The sequence below is a fragment of the Hanstruepera marina genome, assembly GCF_019880635.1.
Classification (GTDB): domain Bacteria; phylum Bacteroidota; class Bacteroidia; order Flavobacteriales; family Flavobacteriaceae; genus Hanstruepera; species Hanstruepera marina.
In genome coordinates, this window is record NZ_JAINVX010000005.1 from 137,478 (window position 1) to 154,253 (window position 16,776).

The 16,776-nt window shown below is 36.4% G+C and carries 14 protein-coding genes; 4 read left to right on the forward strand and 10 right to left on the reverse strand.

Annotated features, from left to right (window positions below; translation table 11 throughout):
• Positions 1–75: 75 nt before the first annotated feature.
• From rpsB to K7G76_RS13135, 5 genes are all read right to left on the reverse strand, one after another.
• On the reverse strand, positions 76–855 hold the full coding sequence (gene rpsB / locus K7G76_RS13115; protein WP_223034676.1) for a 30S ribosomal protein S2: 780 nt from the start codon (positions 853–855) through the stop codon (positions 76–78).
• A gap of 193 nt (positions 856–1,048) precedes the next feature.
• A complete protein-coding gene (gene rpsI / locus K7G76_RS13120; protein ID WP_223034677.1) occupies positions 1,049–1,435 on the reverse strand; it encodes a 30S ribosomal protein S9 in 387 nt (128 codons plus the stop codon).
• Positions 1,435–1,890 carry a 50S ribosomal protein L13 gene (rplM, locus tag K7G76_RS13125; RefSeq protein WP_223034678.1) on the reverse strand — a complete coding sequence of 152 codons (456 nt, stop codon included), beginning with the start codon at positions 1,888–1,890 and terminating at the stop codon, positions 1,435–1,437. The genes rpsI and rplM overlap by 1 nt, the downstream gene beginning before the upstream one ends.
• A 194-nt stretch (positions 1,891–2,084) precedes the next feature.
• A complete protein-coding gene (locus tag K7G76_RS13130; protein WP_223034679.1) occupies positions 2,085–2,303 on the reverse strand; it encodes a hypothetical protein in 219 nt (72 codons plus the stop codon).
• Between the two features lie 10 nt (positions 2,304–2,313).
• Complete coding sequence (locus K7G76_RS13135) at positions 2,314–2,805, reverse strand: DinB family protein (protein WP_223034680.1); 492 nt, start codon at positions 2,803–2,805, stop codon at positions 2,314–2,316.
• 213 nt (positions 2,806–3,018) lie between these two features.
• On the opposite strand from K7G76_RS13135, the gene K7G76_RS13140 reads away from it, so the two are divergent.
• Positions 3,019–3,975, forward strand: a complete 957-nt coding sequence (locus K7G76_RS13140) for a helix-turn-helix transcriptional regulator (protein ID WP_223034681.1) — start codon at positions 3,019–3,021, stop codon at positions 3,973–3,975.
• Here K7G76_RS13140 and polA read toward each other — a convergent pair.
• Positions 3,972–6,827, reverse strand: a complete 2,856-nt coding sequence (gene polA, locus K7G76_RS13145) for a DNA polymerase I (RefSeq protein ID WP_223034682.1) — start codon at positions 6,825–6,827, stop codon at positions 3,972–3,974. The two genes, K7G76_RS13140 and polA, sit on opposite strands and share 4 nt — an antisense overlap.
• Before the next feature lie 100 nt (positions 6,828–6,927).
• On the opposite strand from polA, the gene K7G76_RS13150 reads away from it, so the two are divergent.
• Positions 6,928–7,857, forward strand: coding sequence for an isoaspartyl peptidase/L-asparaginase family protein (locus tag K7G76_RS13150; protein WP_223034683.1), 930 nt, complete (start codon positions 6,928–6,930; stop codon positions 7,855–7,857).
• Between the two features lie 47 nt (positions 7,858–7,904).
• Here K7G76_RS13150 and K7G76_RS13155 read toward each other — a convergent pair whose 3' ends face one another.
• Positions 7,905–8,300 carry a hypothetical protein gene (locus tag K7G76_RS13155; RefSeq protein WP_223034684.1) on the reverse strand — a complete coding sequence of 132 codons (396 nt, stop codon included), beginning with the start codon at positions 8,298–8,300 and terminating at the stop codon, positions 7,905–7,907.
• Between the two features lie 104 nt (positions 8,301–8,404).
• Positions 8,405–9,265, reverse strand: a complete 861-nt coding sequence (locus K7G76_RS13160) for a cyanophycinase (protein WP_223034685.1) — start codon at positions 9,263–9,265, stop codon at positions 8,405–8,407.
• A 101-nt stretch (positions 9,266–9,366) separates the two neighbouring features.
• On the opposite strand from K7G76_RS13160, the gene cphA reads away from it, so the two are divergent.
• Positions 9,367–12,006 (forward strand): cyanophycin synthetase, encoded by a 2,640-nt coding sequence (gene cphA / locus K7G76_RS13165; protein WP_223034686.1) that lies wholly within the window; start codon positions 9,367–9,369, stop codon positions 12,004–12,006.
• A 7-nt stretch (positions 12,007–12,013) separates the two neighbouring features.
• On the forward strand, positions 12,014–13,423 hold the full coding sequence (locus K7G76_RS13170) for an aldehyde dehydrogenase family protein (RefSeq protein ID WP_223034687.1): 1,410 nt from the start codon (positions 12,014–12,016) through the stop codon (positions 13,421–13,423).
• Here the strand turns inward: K7G76_RS13170 and K7G76_RS13175 are convergent.
• Both K7G76_RS13175 and K7G76_RS13180 read right to left on the reverse strand, forming a co-directional pair.
• Positions 13,420–14,430, reverse strand: coding sequence for an isoaspartyl peptidase/L-asparaginase family protein (locus tag K7G76_RS13175; protein ID WP_223034688.1), 1,011 nt, complete (start codon positions 14,428–14,430; stop codon positions 13,420–13,422). The two genes, K7G76_RS13170 and K7G76_RS13175, sit on opposite strands and share 4 nt — an antisense overlap.
• Before the next feature lies 1 nt (position 14,431).
• Positions 14,432–16,774 carry a GH92 family glycosyl hydrolase gene (locus K7G76_RS13180; protein WP_223034689.1) on the reverse strand — a complete coding sequence of 781 codons (2,343 nt, stop codon included), beginning with the start codon at positions 16,772–16,774 and terminating at the stop codon, positions 14,432–14,434.
• Positions 16,775–16,776 lie beyond the last annotated feature (2 nt).

A 16,776-nucleotide genomic window follows, 5' to 3' on the forward strand; every position in this document is an offset into this window, starting at 1 on the left:
ATTTAAAAAAGTCGTTTAATGTTATTTCTTAAGGAAGAAACGTATTAAACGACTTTAATAGTTTTGTTTATTTTTTTATTCTTCCTCTTCTGTTGCAGCAACTGCTTTTTTAGCAGGTGCAGCTTTTGCTTTAGGTGCAGCTTTTTCTGCTTTAGCACCATCTTTTTCAGCTTTACGTTCAGATAAACCTTGAGCGATTGAATCTGCAACGTATGATAATACTTTGTCTATTGATTTAGAAGCATCATCGTTTGCTGGGATAACATAATCAACCTGACGTGGGTCAGAATTGGTATCAACCATAGCAAAGATTGGAATGTTTAATTTTTGAGCTTCTTTAATTGCAATATGCTCACGCTTGATGTCAACAACAAATAAAGCCCCTGGTAAACGTGTCATATCTGAAATAGAACCTAAATTCTTTTCTAATTTAGCACGTTGACGATCAACTTGTAAACGCTCTTTTTTAGATAAAGAATTAAAAGTACCATCTTTCTTCATTCTATCAATAGAAGCCATTTTCTTAACGGCTTTTCTAATAGTAACAAAATTGGTTAACATACCACCTGGCCATCTTTCAGTGATGTAAGGCATGTTGATAGCGCCAGCTTTTTCTGCAACGATATCTTTTGCTTGTTTTTTAGTAGCTACAAATAAAATTTTACGACCCGAAGCTGCAATTTTACTTAATGCTGCTCCAGCCTCTTCCATTTTAGCTGCTGTTTTGTAAAGGTTGATAATATGGATGCCGTTACGCTCCATATATACGTAAGGAGCCATGTTTGGATCCCACTTACGTGTCAAGTGTCCAAAGTGTACACCTGCTTCTAGTAGTTCTTTTACTTCTACTGCCATTTTTGTAATAGTTTACGTTCTGTTGAATTAGCAATGATTAAGTGGTCTTTGTTTAAATCGCCTTAACCATTTAGATGCTAAACTAAACCCTAACACATAATGTCATGGGCAACAATAACTGGGTTAAAATTTGTGTTTTGATTTAACCAGATTGAGAAAGTATTGTAAAACTTTCCCAATCCAGTTGATAAAATTAACGTTTAGAGAATTGAAATTTCTTACGAGCTTTCTTCTGACCGAATTTCTTACGTTCAACCATTCTTGGATCTCTTGTTAATAAACCTTCTGGTTTTAAAATTAATCTGTTTTCTGCATCAACTTCGCACATAGCACGAGATAATGCCAAACGGATAGCTTCAGCTTGACCTGTAATGCCACCTCCATATACATTTACTGTAATATCAAAGTTGCCATCATTGTTAGTCATAGCTAAAGGTTGGTTTACTTTGTACTGCAATGTTGCAGTAGGAAAATAAACCGCCATGTCTTTTTTGTTCACCGTAATGTTACCTTTTCCTTTGGCAACGTATACACGAGCAACAGCCGTCTTTCTACGGCCAATTTTGTGAATTACTTCCATTAATTAAATTCGTTTAAATTAATTGTTTTTGGCTTTTGCGCTTCGTGAGCGTGTTCTGAACCAACAACAACGTTAAGGTTACGGAATAAATCGGCACCTAATTTATTTTTAGGTAACATTCCTTTAACTGATTTTTCTACTAATCTTGCTGGATCTTTTCCAAACAATTCAGTAGCAGATAAACTTCTTTGACCACCTGGATAACCTGTGTGACGGATATAAGATTTATCTGTCCATTTGTTTCCAGTTAAGTTGATTTTTTCTGCATTGATAACAATTACGTTATCACCACAATCAACATGAGGTGTGAAGTTTGGCTTGTGCTTACCTCTTAAAAGTTTTGCAACTTTTGATGATAAACGACCAAGCGTCTGACCTTCAGCATCAACCAAAACCCACTCTTTATTAACAGTAGCTTTGTTTGCTGAAATCGTTTTGTAGCTTAATGTGTCCACACGTATTAATTTTTCTTATTAAACATTCCTCTCCCAAAAAGAGTTTGCAAATTTACGATTATATATTTGATTACCAAATAGTGTAGGGCTATTTTTTATTGGCTGTGTATAAGGTGTTTGATTGCTTTAGATGATTATGAAGTGTTTATTAGTCGAATTTGTATATAAAAAGCATACTATAAGGTTTTAATATATTATTGTAACTCTTCGCAATAAAAACCTAAATGGTGGAATAATGATGCAATAGTAATGGCTTTTGCGTTTTGGGTTTCAACCCGAAGGATATTGTCACAATCCTCTAGGTCAAAATTCCAATAATCGGTTTTGGTCAACAACTTATTTAAAAAAGGTGTTACAAAACGGACTTCTCTTTTTTTTGTTATAGATGTTTTAAAAACCAAAATAGTTTTCATGTTGTATTTTTTAGCGTTCATAAAAAAATGGAGGTTCAATACCTAAAGCACGTAAATACACAAAGCCTTGTCCGCGATGATGGATTTCATTATCAATAAAATAAAAGATTGATGACCAAACCGTACCTTCATATTGACCAAAGATTTTAATGTTTTGTTGAAACTGCTCTGGTTTTATCTTTACCCAATAGCTGTTTATTTCATCAGTGGCTTCATCCCAAAGTTCTAGAATTTTTGCCTTTTTGTTGCCGTGGTCTACTTCTTCAATTAGTTTTTGGACTTCTCCTGTTGCAATTTCTTTAATACCAGGTCCAGCTATACCTAAAAGTTCCATAACCATATCGGCAAAAGTGCGCATACCTCCAATAGAGTAGCTAAAAAAAGCTTCTTCAGGAAAAGCTTCAATAGCTCTTCGGGTTAAACCTCGATGTCCTTGCCGGTGTGCTAATAATTCGGAAGGAGTAATTACTTGTTCTAATAATGTGTTTGCTGTTGATTCCATAATTGTAAATTTTATTATTTGAACCAAAATTATAATGAGGAGGTGACAGCTTTATGTCAGTAGCAAAAAATAAATTTTAAAATAGACTATTGACAAGCGGTTGTCACTTACTGTACGTTTATTTGCATATAAAGTATAGTTATTATGTTGAAGCTAAAATTTGAAAAATACTTCGGCCTGAAATCCTATCTTTGGGAAATATGTTATCACATTATGAGTTTAGACACGGTAAAACGTTTTGATAGAATTGTAGCCATTCTCATTCAGTTACAATCTAAACGTATTGTAAAGGCACAAGAATTAGCTGATAGATTTGAGGTGAGCCTGCGCACCATTTATCGTGATATACGAACTCTTGAAGCTTCGGGAGTACCAATTATAAGTGAGGCAGGTGTAGGCTATTCAATTATGGAAGGATACCGTTTGCCTCCTGTTATGTTTACTAGAGAGGAAGTAGGGAGTTTTGTGGCAGCCGAAAAATTAATGCAGAAGTTTGTAGATAAATCATTAGGGAATTACTACGAGTCTGCTATGATGAAGCTAAAATCAGTGTTGCGTGGTCGTGAAAAAGATTGGATTTCTGCTTTAGAATCACAAATACTGGTTGACCCTACACATAAATTGTTTAATGATAGTCTGCCAAATGCACTTGAAACCTTGTTTGAAAGTATTGCTGAAAAAAGACAGGTATTTTTAAAATATCAAGCATTAAATAGAGAAGCACCTTCTGAACGTTTTGTAGAACCTGTGGGTATTTATCACGAATCAGGATTTTGGTATGTATTAGCTTTTTGCCATTTAAGAAATGATTACAGACAATTTAGAACCGATAGAATGCTAGCTATAAAATCAACTCAAAATAATTTTACGAGAGAACACATTACGTTAGATGAATACCGCAGTCAGCATGAAAATATACCAAAAACAAAAGTTGTGATTTCTGTTGATAAAAGTGTGGTGCGATATATTAACAATAGTAAAATGCAACATGGTTTTGTCTCTGAAAAAGTAAAAGGAAACCAAGTAGAAATGACATTCATGACATCTTTTGTTGAGCATGGCTTTTCAAGATGGTACATTGTATTTTCAGATTATGCCAAAATAATTGAACCTGAAAGCTTAAAACTTCAAGTAAAAGAGATTTTAGAAAAGGCAATTACAAAAATTTAATGCGCTTCCAACCAATTGTCACCAATATCTAAATCAACATCTAGTGGAACTTCCAATTTGAAAGCGTTCTCCATTTCTGTTTTAATAAGCGATTTCATGGTTTCCAATTCAGGTTTGTAAATATCAAAAACCAATTCATCATGAACCTGTAAAAGCATTTTACTTTTATATTTACCAGCTTCTAGTTTCTGATAAATATTTATCATAGCTATTTTAATAATGTCTGCAGCGCTACCTTGAATAGGTGCATTTACAGCGTTGCGTTCCGCAGCACCTCGTACCACAGCATTTCTGGAATTAATATCCTTTAAATACCTTCGACGCCCTAAAACAGTCTGTACATAGCCATGGTCTCGTGCAAAGTCGACTTGTTTGCCTATATAGCTTTTTAATTTGGGATAGGTTTCATAATACGTGTCTATGAGCTCTTTGGATTCACTACGTGACAAATCGGTTTGGTTGCTCAAACCAAAAGCAGAAACACCATATATAATACCAAAGTTTACGGTTTTGGCATTACTGCGTTGCTCACGTGTTACTTCAGAAATAGAAACATTAAAAACTTTTGAAGCTGTTGAGGCGTGAATATCCTCACCGTTTTTAAAGGCTTCGATCATGGTTTCTTCTTCACTCAAAGCAGCGATTATGCGGAGTTCTATTTGGGAATAATCGGCAGCTAGAAGCGTATAATCCGCATTTCTGGGGATAAATGCTTTTCGCACTTGTCGACCACGTTCTGTTCGGATTGGTATGTTTTGCAAATTTGGATTGTTGCTGCTTAAACGCCCAGTTGCTGCTACGGTTTGCATATAATCAGTATGTACGCGACCCGTAGAGGGTTCTACTTGAAGCGGTAAGGCATCTACGTAGGTGCTTTTGAGTTTACTCAAACCTCTAAAATCTAAAATATTCTGAATGATTTCATGATCTTTTGCCAAATAACTCAAAACGTCCTCGGCGGTCGAATACTGACCTGTCTTGGTCTTTTTAGGTTTATCGACCAATTTCATTTTTTCAAATAAAATTACTCCTAATTGTTTAGGCGATGCAATGTTAAATTCTTCGCCTGCTTCAGCGTATATTTTTTGTTCAAGATTTGTAATGTCTTTATCGAGTTGATCTGATAGAGCGTTTAAAAAGTCTTTGTCCAAGTTAATGCCTTCCAATTCCATTGCTGCTAAAACACGTAGCAGTGGAATTTCAATCTCATCAAATAGTTTCTGAGTATTGGCTTCGCCCAATTCATTTTGAAAATGTTCTTTTAGTTGAAGGGTAATATCGGCATCTTCAACAGCATATTCAGTTTGTTTGTCCAAAGCAACGTCTCGCATGGATAATTGGTTTTTGCCTTTCTTTCCAATTAGGGTTTCAATAGAAATTGGCGAGTAATTCAAATAGGTCTCTGCCAATACATCCATATTGTGTCGCATATCAGGATTGATCAGATAATGCGCTAACATGGTATCAAAGAGTTTGCCTTTTACGACAATATTATATTTGGCTAAAACCTTGATGTCGTATTTTAAATTCTGACCAATTTTTTCAATGGATTCACTTTCAAAAAACGGACGTAATTGCTCAATTAATTCTTGGGCTTCATTTCTATCTTCAGAAAAAGCTACATAAAAACCTTTACCTGTTTCCCAAGAAAATGCAATACCAACCAATTCCGCTTCAATAGGATTGATGCTTGTCGTTTCGGTATCAAAACAGACACTGGTTTGAGTCATTAAATTTTTAATAAACAGCTTTGTCGCCATACCTGGTGTGACACTTTGGTAAAAATGACTCGTGGTTTCAGCAGTTTTTCTTGTAAATGTATTACTTGTTTCGCTGCCAGTTTCTGAAGTGTCACCATTGTTTCCAAATAATGAAAATTGCCCAGAACCAGCGGTGCTTGTTGGTTTTGGCTTGGGTTTTTCTTCAGGTTTAGCAGCTCCAGCAGTAGTTGTATGAGTTTCTGTTTCAGTGGCAAATGTTTTCAGGAAATTTTCGGTTAATCTTCTAAACTCCAATTCCTGAAAAATAGTTTTTACGGTTTCAATATCAGGATGATCCAATTCAAAATCTTTAGCATCAAATTCAACCGGAACATCCAACATAATGCGCGCTAATTTTTTAGATAGCAACCCCAATTCTTTATTGGCTTCAACTTTCTCTTTCATTTTGCCCTTAAGCTCATGGGTGTTTTCCAATAAGCCTTCCATACTTCCATAAGCTGCAATAAATTTTTTGGCTGTTTTTTCACCAACACCAGGTAACCCAGGAATATTGTCACTGGAATCGCCCATCATACCCAAAAAGTCTATAACTTGTTCTGGGCGTTCTACTTCAAACTTTTTCTGAACTTCGGGAATGCCCCAAACTTCATAACCACCACCAAAAGATTTGGGTCTGTACATAAAAATATTTTCTGAAACCAATTGGGCAAAATCCTTATCTGGTGTAACCATAAAGGTTTGGTATCCTTCTTTTTCGGCTTGTTTTGAAAGCGTTCCAATAACGTCATCAGCTTCATAGCCTTCTTTTACCATAATAGGTATGTGCATGGCTTTCAAAATTTCTTGAATGTAAGGCACAGCTACTTTAATAGCTTCGGGAGTTTCATCACGATTGGCCTTGTAAGCCTCAAACATTTCGACACGATCAGCACTACCACCTTTGTCAAAACAAACGGCCAAATGATCGGGACGTTCACGTTTTATCACATCTAAAAGTGAGTTCATAAAGCCCATAATGGCAGAAGTGTCCACACCCTTAGAGTTTATTCTTGGGTTTTTTATAAAGGCATAATAGCCTCTAAAAATTAGTGCATAGGCGTCAACTAGAAAAAGGCGTTTTTGTTCAGACATAAATTCGATTTTGTAAGAAAATCAAAGCTACAAAAAGTTATGCTTTAATGAATGCCAATTGGTTTGCAATTTGTAATTTCACATTTTGAAAAAATTATTGATGAAAACATTTTCTATTGCCATACATGGTGGGGCTGGAACCTTGATAAAAGGCATGATGACCCCAGAATTAGAATTACATTACAAGCAAGCCTTAAAAGATGCTTTAGATGTTGGTTATTACCAGTTGGAAAATGGTGGCACTGCAATTGATGCAGTTGAGGTTGCTGTAAAGTCATTAGAGGATTCACCTTTGTTCAATGCAGGAAAAGGTAGTGTTTTTACTGCTGAAGAAGCACATGAAATGGATGCGGCCATTATGGATGGTAAAACATTGCATGCCGGAGCTGTTAGTTTAATTTCAGGCATAAAAAATCCAGTAAGTTTGGCTCGTGATGTAATGGAAAAAAGCGAGCATGTGTTTTTAGCAGGTGATGGTGCCATGCAGTTTGCCAAAGAATTAAACTATAAACTAGAAGATGCTGATTATTTTTATGATGAGTTCCGTTACAAGCAGTGGTTGGAAATTAAAGACACAGATAGTTTTCAATTGGATCACTCAGCCAAAAAAGATTCAAAATTTGGAACGGTTGGCGCTGTAGCGTGCGACCAAGAAGGTAATATAGCTGCTGCAACATCTACAGGAGGGATGACCAATAAAAAATGGGGGCGTGTAGGTGATAGCCCCATGATTGGTGCTGGTAATTATGCCAATAATAAAACCTGTGCGGTCAGTTGCACGGGAAGCGGTGAGTTTTTTATTCGTGGTGTTGTGGCTTACGATGTAGCTTGTTTAATGGAACATAAGGAGATGTCCCTACAAGAAGCATCTGAAATGGTTATTAATAAACGCATTCTTGAAATAGGAGGTGATGGTGGTTTGATAGCCGTTGATGCTAAAGGAAATATTGCCATGCCTTTTAATACAGAAGGTATGTATCGCGCTTGTAAATCTTCAATAGGTAAAGAAGAAGTTTCTATTTATAAATAAAATTCCTGCGGAAGCAGGAATCTTTTGTAAATTAATGAGTGCAAAATTTAATCAAAAATTTCTTCCCTTTCAGAGTATTCAGATTGACCTTTATAGAACTTGACATAAAAAACATCATATTCTTTATGGTTCAAAATTTCAGTTTCAACTTTTTTCTTTAGTTCATTAAAGTGATTAGTTAAAGATTTTTCATCTAAATTTTTAGTATTCTTAAAATATAAATTCATAGCAAGTTTGTTGATGCTAGAACTGGATAAAAACTTCTTTTTGGATTCATATTTCATGTAAATTATTGCGCTGTCGCAAAATTCAATACTTTTTAGAAATTCTTCTTTGGAACTTTTGTACTCTAGTTTTACAAAATTCGGTTTCGATTGAATCTCTTTTTTACAACTAAATGTTAATAATGATAAAACCGATAATAAAGCTAGTTTTTTGAACATTTAGGTGTCTTCTTGAATTTCATATTTGGTTAGTAATAATTTAAATTAAAACGTTACAAACTAACTGAAAATTTAAGATAAAATAATTTCGTTATCGGAAGAATTTAAATAAATGGTTCTGCAACAGGTAATACTTTAACTTTTTTCTTTTTTACATTAAATCGGTCGCCATTAGCCAAAACATGTGTTTTTAGATTGGTTAGGGACATTGGTGTTCCTTCTTTCAGGATCTTTTCGTTATTGTGTTTCAATTTTCGTGGATCAAAAACGATAACCATTCCAGAACCAATCACACGAATAACATTATTCTTAATAATTAATCCTGTATCTTCTGCCAATCCAATTCCAATAAGCTTGGGATATTTCGCAACAGCTTCAGCCAAACGCCCAAAACGACCTCTACGGATAAAATGGGTGTCAATAGTTAATTGCGGAATTAAGCCAAGACCTTTACTCATTTTTACTGCGCCTTTTACAAAAGCTTCAGAGGCGCTACCTCCTATAATCATTTCTTTTGCCATAGCCATGGCACCAGCACTTGTTCCGGCAATTACAAAGCCTTTTTCGTTTTTAAAACGATCCAGCATAATATTGTGAATAGTTGAACCGCCTATTTTTTTAGCGATTTTGGATTGGTCACCTCCAGAAAACATGATACAGTTTGCAGCTTTTATTAGCTCAATGGCTTCAGGTTTTTCAGCATCTTTTTGATTTCTGATGTCTAAAACAGTTACGTTATTGCAACCTAGAGTTTTGAAAGCTTCCATGTAATTTTTACCAACTTCAATAGGAATACTTGACGCAGTAGGAATGACTACAATATTGGCATCGTTGCCTCCAGCTTCACGAACCACATGCGACAGAATACCTTCCTCTATATAATCAACTTTGTTATAATCATCTTCACTATATCCTTTGTCTTCATTTCCTCCAATAGGAATTAGCGTGCCCTTTATTAACTTCATGTAATCACGTTCAAAATTATTGGACAAAAATAAACTAATTTTTTATTAGAAAAATGTATATATTTATAATCTTTCACTAAAAAATTAACAAGTCTAACCACATGAAAATACGAGAAATAAATGCCATGAGAGGACCAAATTATTGGTCAGTACGTCGTCATAAATTAATTGTAATGGTTCTTGATCTTGAAGAGATTGAAGAACGGCCTTCAAATACTATTGATGGGTTTTACGAACGTCTTACAACTATGTTTCCAACAATGTATGAGCACAGGTGTTCTGTTGGTGAACCTGGTGGTTTTTTTCAACGTGTGGAAGAAGGTACCTGGATGGGTCACATTATTGAGCATATTGCTTTGGAAATACAGACCTTGGCAGGAATGGATGTTGGTTTTGGTCGCACACGAGGTTATGGTGAAGAAGGTGTTTACAGTGTGGTATTCGCTTATATGGAAGAGTCGGTTGGGCGTTATGCTGCAAAAGCAGCTGTACGTATTTGTGAGGCATTAATTGAAGGTGAAGATTATGATATGACTGACGATATTCAAAAAATGCGCGAGTTAAGAGAGGATGATCGCCTGGGACCAAGTACAGGTTCCATTGTTGAGGAAGCTGAAGCTCGTGGTATTCCATGGATTCGATTGAATAAATATTCCTTATGTCAATTGGGTTATGGTGCCAATCAAAAACGCATTCAAGCAACTGTAACTAGTGAGACCAGTAGTATTGGTGTAGAATTGGCCTGTGATAAAGAAGATACCAAATATTTGTTGGAACAAGCTGAAGTAGAAGTGCCGCGTGGTGATATTATCAGACGTGAACGTAGCTTGGAGGAAGCTTGTGATTATGTAGGCTTCCCTTTAGTAATAAAACCAATTGATGGTAATCATGGTCGTGGTATTACGGTTAATATTCAAAATTATGATGAAGCTTTGGAAGCGTTCCGTCAAGCCAAGGAAAGTTCAAGAAGTGGAGCCATAATTGTTGAGAAGTTTATAACAGGTGAAGATTATAGGGTTTTGGTTATCAACAACAAAATGGTAGCCGCTGCCAAGCGCACACCTGCTCATGTGATAGGTGATGGCAAGTCAACGGTTCAAGAGTTAATTGATGAAGTCAACAAGGATCCACGTCGTGGATATGGTCACGAAAATGTGCTTACGCAAATTACTGTTAATGAATTGACTAAAACCATTATTAAAGATGCTGGTTATACTTTGGATTCCGTAATTCCTGAAGGTGAAAGGCTGATTTTAAAAGACACGGCCAATTTAAGTACAGGAGGAACAGCCGAAGATGTCACGGATATTGTACATCCTGCCAACGTGAGTATGGCAGAACGTATCTCTAAAATAATAGACTTGGACATATGTGGTATTGATATTATGACAACTGATATTTCCCAACCGCTTTCAGAAACAGGCGGAGCAGTTTTAGAGGTCAATGCTGGTCCAGGGTTTAGAATGCACTTGGCACCTACAACAGGTTTGCCGCGTAATGTAGCAGCACCAGTAATAGATAAGCTATTTCCTCAACAAGGAGATACAGGACGTATTCCTATTGTTGCCATTACAGGAACCAATGGAAAAACTACTACCTCACGTTTAATGGCACATATTGCCAAAATGAAAGGTTATCGTGTAGGATATACAACCAGTGACGGTGTTTATATACAAAACCGTTTGCTAATGACAGGTGATTGCACAGGTCCAGCAAGTGCCGAATTTGTATTGAAAGACCCAACAGTGAATTTTGCAGTATTGGAATGTGCTAGAGGTGGCTTGCTTCGGGCAGGACTAGGATTTAAAAAATGTGATGTAGGTATTGTAACCAATGTGGCAGCTGACCATTTAGGGTTAAAAGGCATCCACACTATTGAGCAGTTGGCAAAAGTTAAGGGTGTTATCCCAGAAACAGTTCTTCCAAGCGGATATGCCATTTTAAATGCTGATGACGATCTGGTTTATGACATGCGTCGTTCGGTTGAATGTAATGTGGCTTTATTTTCAATGGATGAGAATAATCCTAGGATAAAAGCTTTACAGCGTCTTAATGGTATTACGGCAGTTTATGAAAATGGCTATGTTACCATTTGCAGAGGCGAATGGAAAATGCGTATTATGAAAGCCGAGCATATCCCATTGACTTATGGTGGTAAAGCGACATTTATGATACAAAATGTGTTGGCGGCAGTATTGGGAGCTCATGTTCAAGGGATAAGTATTGAGGACATGAAAGCTGCATTGGAAACCTTTATACCATCAGCCTCACAAACACCAGGACGATTGAATTTGTTTGAGTTTAAGGACTTTACTATATTACTAGATTATGCACATAATCCAGCGGGCATGATGGCGTTAAAGAAATTTACCGATGAATTGGAAGCTACCGTTAAGGTTGGAATAATTGCAGGTGTAGGTGATAGGCGTGATGAAGACACTAATCAAGTGGGTAGTATTGCAGCAGAAATGTTTGATGAAATTATTATCCGTCAAGATAAACGATTACGAGGGCGCACAGAAGAGGAGCTTATTAAACTTTTGAATGATGGTATTCAAATGAAAGACCCGAATAAGAAAACCACCATTATTCCTTCGGAAAGAGAGGCCATTACTCATGCGGTTAAAAATGCTAAAAAGGGGTCGTTAATTATTTTATGTAGTGATGTTATTCCTGATGCATTGGAACTAGTGAAAAAATTTAAGGAACAAGATTTAAAAGGAGAGCCATTCATGGCCTGATGAATTTATGAGTTATTCTGACAATATGTTTGCGAGTTTGTTTGATAAACAAAAAGCAAACCAATTCAATATTGGCAATACCAATTATAAGGAACGTGTCAAAAAACTCAAAAAATTAAAACACGCATTAGAGTACACTTATAAACAAGATATTCGAGATGCGCTGTATGCTGATTTTAAAAAACCCCAATTAGAGGTTGATCTCACTGAAATTTATCCCGTTATTGACGAAATCAAGTTTGTTTCTAAAAACTTGAAAACATGGCTTAAAAAACAACAAGTTGACACACCATTGGCCATGCTGGGAAGTAGTTCATACATTATCAATGAACCTAAAGGCGTTTGTTTGATTATTTCGCCTTGGAACTATCCTGTAAACTTGACATTCGGTCCGTTGGTATCAGCAATTGCTGGAGGTAACACGGTTATCTTAAAGCCCTCTGAAATGACACCAAATACATCAAGCTTGATGGCTAGAATAGTCGCTGATTTGTTTGAGGAAAATGAAATAGCACTAGTCGAAGGTGAAGTGAAAACGTCAAAAGCGTTATTGGAATTACCCTTTAATCATATTTTCTTCACAGGGTCACCAACAGTAGGGAAAATCGTGATGAGGGCAGCCTCCAAACACCTCACTTCGGTGACGTTGGAATTGGGAGGTAAGTCGCCAACCATTATTGATGATTCTGTTGATATTGATAAAGTCGTAGGTAAAATAGTTTATGGCAAGTTCATGAATGCAGGTCAAACCTGTATTGCGCCAGATTATGTTTTGATAGATGAGCGTATTAAGTCAAAATTTATAGCCAGTTTTAAAAACCAGATAAAGACCTTTTATAATGAAAATCCTGAATCTTCTGAATCTTACAGTCGTATTGTGAATGAGAAACACTTCAAACGCTTACTGGAGAGTCTTGAGGATTCAAAAAGTAGAAATTCAAAAATAGAATCTGGAGGGCATACCAACGAAAGTGAAAACTATATTGAACCAACATTGATTAGTGATTTAGATTCCAAAAGCCAGTTAATGCAGGAAGAAATTTTTGGTCCCGTTTTGCCATTGAAAACGTATAAAACCCTTGAAGAAGCTGTAGGCTATATTAATTCAAAAGAAAAGCCATTAGCTTTGTATATATATAGCAAGAAGAAAAAGAATATCAATTATATTTTAGATAATACACGTGCTGGAACCACCTGCGTCAATCATAATTTATTACAATACTTAAATCATAATTTACCATTTGGTGGATCTAACAATAGTGGCATTGGAAAATCCCATGGCTATTTTGGTTTTTTAGAGTTTACCAACCAACGATCATTATTAAAACAACATACTTTAGGTGCAGTAGATTTATTGAAGCCACCATATACAAATTGGAAACAAAAAATAGTGGATTTAACGATTAAATGGTTTTAGGATTTATTGAAAAAATCTGACTGTATTTGCTCGTTGACACCATCTTGGTATTTAGTCATACTGAACCATTGATGAATCGAATAGCTTCCTGTTTCTCCTTGTTTGTTTACGGCAATATAACCAACTTGAAAATCCTTATAATTACTATTAGGTTTATTTACAATACGACTGATGGCTTCTTCACAGGCTTCTTGAGGCGTTTTGCCTTGACGCATCAATTCCACAACCAAAAAGCTGCCAACGGTTTTAACTACTTCTTCACCCAAACCTGTGGCTACACAAGCTCCAATTTCATTATCTACGAACAATCCAGAACCAATAATTGGAGAGTCTCCTACACGACCGTGCATTTTATAAGCTAGTCCACTAGTGGTGCAAGCACCAGAAATATCACCATTTTTATCAATGGCCAACATACCAATGGTATCGTGATTTTCAATATTTATTATGGGTTTGTACTCACTGTCAACTTTCCATTCTTCCCAAGCTTTTTTTGAGGCTTCAGTCAATAAGTTCTCTCTTTTAAAGCCTTGTTCCAAGGCAAATTGTTCAGCACCTTTTCCTGCAAGCATCACATGAGGTGTGTCTTCCATCACTTTTCTGGCTACAGAAACAGCATGAACAATATTTTCTAGAAAAACAACAGAGCCACAATTGCCATGTTTGTCCATAATGCATGCGTCTAATGTCACATGCCCATCACGATCTGGCAAACCACCTTTACCAACAGATTGCCCTTTTTCGTTAGCTTCTTCAACCATGCAGCCTTGTTCTACGGCATCGATAGCAGTTCCACCAGCTTGTAAAACTTCCCAGGCTTTGGCAGTTGCCTCCTCCACATGCCAAGTGGCAATAACCAATGGTAAGCTTGCTTTTGAATCTGCTGTTAGAGTTGCCACGTTTGTTTCAACGTTTTTATCACTATCAGCACAACTTAATAGGGTACTGCCTACAGCAACACCTGCTCCAGATAATGCTGCATTTTTTATAAAGAGTCTGCGTTTCATGTTAATTCTTTTTATATGTATTAGACATTTCAAAAATAAGTTCGCCACCATTCATAATATCTTGATGTGATATCAAGTTACTTTCCAAAGCATTTCCGTTAATTAAAATACGTTTTACATAAACGTTTTCTTTGCTTTGGTTTTTAGCCGTGATAGTCAGTGTTTTTCCATTATCTAAATGAATTTTGGCTTCTTTAATCAAGGGACTACCTAATGCATAATGGGCAGATCCTGGTGTTACCGGATAAAATCCAAGACTACTAAAAATATACCAGGCACTCATTTGTCCGGCATCATCATTGCCACAAAGTCCTTCCACGGTTGGGCCATACATGGAATCCATAATCATACGCACGCGAGATTGAGTTTTTTCAGGATGACCTGTCCAGTTGTATAAATACGGAATATGATGTCCAGGTTCGTTGCCTTGAACATAGTTGCCAATGATTCCATCGCGAGTAATATCTTCATGCTTTTCGATGTATTTATCTTCAATTTCCATCGTAAATAGCGAATCTAAATGTTGGGTAAATTGCTCTTTTCCACCCATCATGCTCACCATCTTGTCAATATTTTGAGGGACGTACAAACCATAATTCCAGGCATTACCTTCAATAAAACCTTGCCCATGCGTATCCATTGGATCGAACTCTTTTCTAAAAGTGCCATCACTCAATTTTGGTCGCATAAATCCAATAGTTGGATCGTAAACGTTGTTGTAGTATTCGGAGCGTTTTAAAAATTCTTCTTCAGTTGAAGTGTCTCCCACTTGTTTTGCTATTTGAGCAATACACCAATCGTTGTAAGCATATTCCAGCGTTTTTGAAACAGAGGAATGACTTTTGTCATCTGGGACATAATGATAATCCAAATAATCTCCCAAACCATCAAAATAACGCACATTAGCCGTATTTACCGAAGCCTGTAAAGCTCTTTTATGGTCAAAATCACCAACGTTTTTTACCATGGCATCCGCAATAACCGATGTGGCATGATACCCAATCATACACCAGTTTTCATTGGCATAATGACTCCAAATAGGAAGCATGTTATGGACGCTTTGATCGTGATGGGCCAACATACTTTTTATCATATCGTTATTACGTTGCGGTTGCGTAATATTGAACAATGGATGCAAGGCACGATAAGTATCCCAAAGCGAAAAAATAGTATAGTTGGTAAATCCTTCTGAAGTATGGATGTTTTGGTCTAAACCACGATATTGTCCATCCACGTCCTCATATATAACAGGCGAAAGATTGGTGTGATACATGGCTGTGTAAAATGTGGTCTTTTGATCTTCGGTTAATGTTTCAACTTCAATTTTAGAGAGTTCATGGTTCCATTTGTCACTGGTTTCTTCATACGTTTTGTTGAAGTCCCAATGCGGAATTTCGGTTTCCAAATTGTTTAAAGCACCAGCCGAACTAACATTGGAGAGTGCAAATTTTATCTTGATTTGTTCACCTTCTTCAGTGTCAAAATTGAAATAAGCTCTCAAATCTTTTCCAGCCATTTCAGGGAAGTTCTCCTCTTGCTTAAATCGTCTGTAAAACCCCTCATATTTTATTTGGTCATATTTTTTATGGCCATAACTTTTAAAGGGCTTGGAAAATTTCGCAGCAAAAAATACTTTTTTATCGCGTGCCCAACCTTTGGTTTGCCTATAACCCGTTATGGTAGAATCATTTTCTACTCGAATAAACGTCCACACATTTTTATTGTCGTGATGGTATACATTGTAAACCATATCTAAAATAATATGAGCATTATCTGATTGAGGAAAGGTGTATTGATGAAATCCCACGCGCTCACTGGCAGTCAATTCAGCTTGAATATCATAACTGTCCAATTTCACACTGTAATAACCTGGAGACGCTTCTTCATATTTATGCAGAAAAGTAGAGTAAAACCCCTTTTTCCCTTCATCAGTTTGTAAAGGATCCATCACCAAATCACCAACTGTTGGCATCACTAAAAAATCGCCCAAATCAGAATGTCCAGTGCCACTAAAGTTGGTATGCGCAAAGCCAATAATGGTTGAATCTCGGTGTTGATAACCAGCACAGTATTCGTAGGTTTCACTGTTATAGCTTCCGTCTTCATTATGCATGACTTCAAAATTGGTTTGCGGACTTAATTGCACCATACCAAAAGGTGCTGTGGCTCCAGGGAAAACGTGACCCATTTTACTGGTTCCAATGAATGGGTTAACGTATTTTGTATAGTCTTCATTGGTTGGGTATGAGTCAGTTTGTTCTTCTGTTTTCTCTTTAGAAACAGTTTCGTTTTTACAGTTAAAACAAATTGCTAAAAGGAATAATACTATTAGTTTTTTTACCATAA